This is a genomic window from Pseudoalteromonas sp. GW168-MNA-CIBAN-0100, from assembly GCF_040309225.1.
GTDB lineage: Bacteria > Pseudomonadota > Gammaproteobacteria > Enterobacterales > Alteromonadaceae > Pseudoalteromonas > Pseudoalteromonas arctica.
On record NZ_JBEOOL010001032.1, the window covers coordinates 1 to 239 of the forward strand.

Below are 239 nucleotides of genomic sequence, written 5' to 3' on the forward strand. Positions count from 1 at the left end.
TGGTTACTCTTACCCCGAGCTGAGGCTCTATAAGCATCACCGGCTCGATAACTTAACCCTTGCACATCTAAATCATGTCCTTTGCCAACGCGTGCCCAGCCCTTGTCTGAAAGCACCACAGTGACCGACTCTGATGGGATTAAATCTTTTTCATTTAACGCTTTTGCTTCTAGGCGTTCAACAACTGGCGAGCGACGGTCGTCGCCATATATTTCAGCCGCCTCTTGAATTTCTTTTTT

Annotated in this window: 1 pseudogene; it reads right to left on the bottom strand. The window is 47.3% G+C overall.

The window, feature by feature from the left end:
* Positions 1 to 239 (bottom strand): annotated as a pseudogene (locus AAEY62_RS24480) (DNA topoisomerase IV subunit A); the annotation flags it as partial.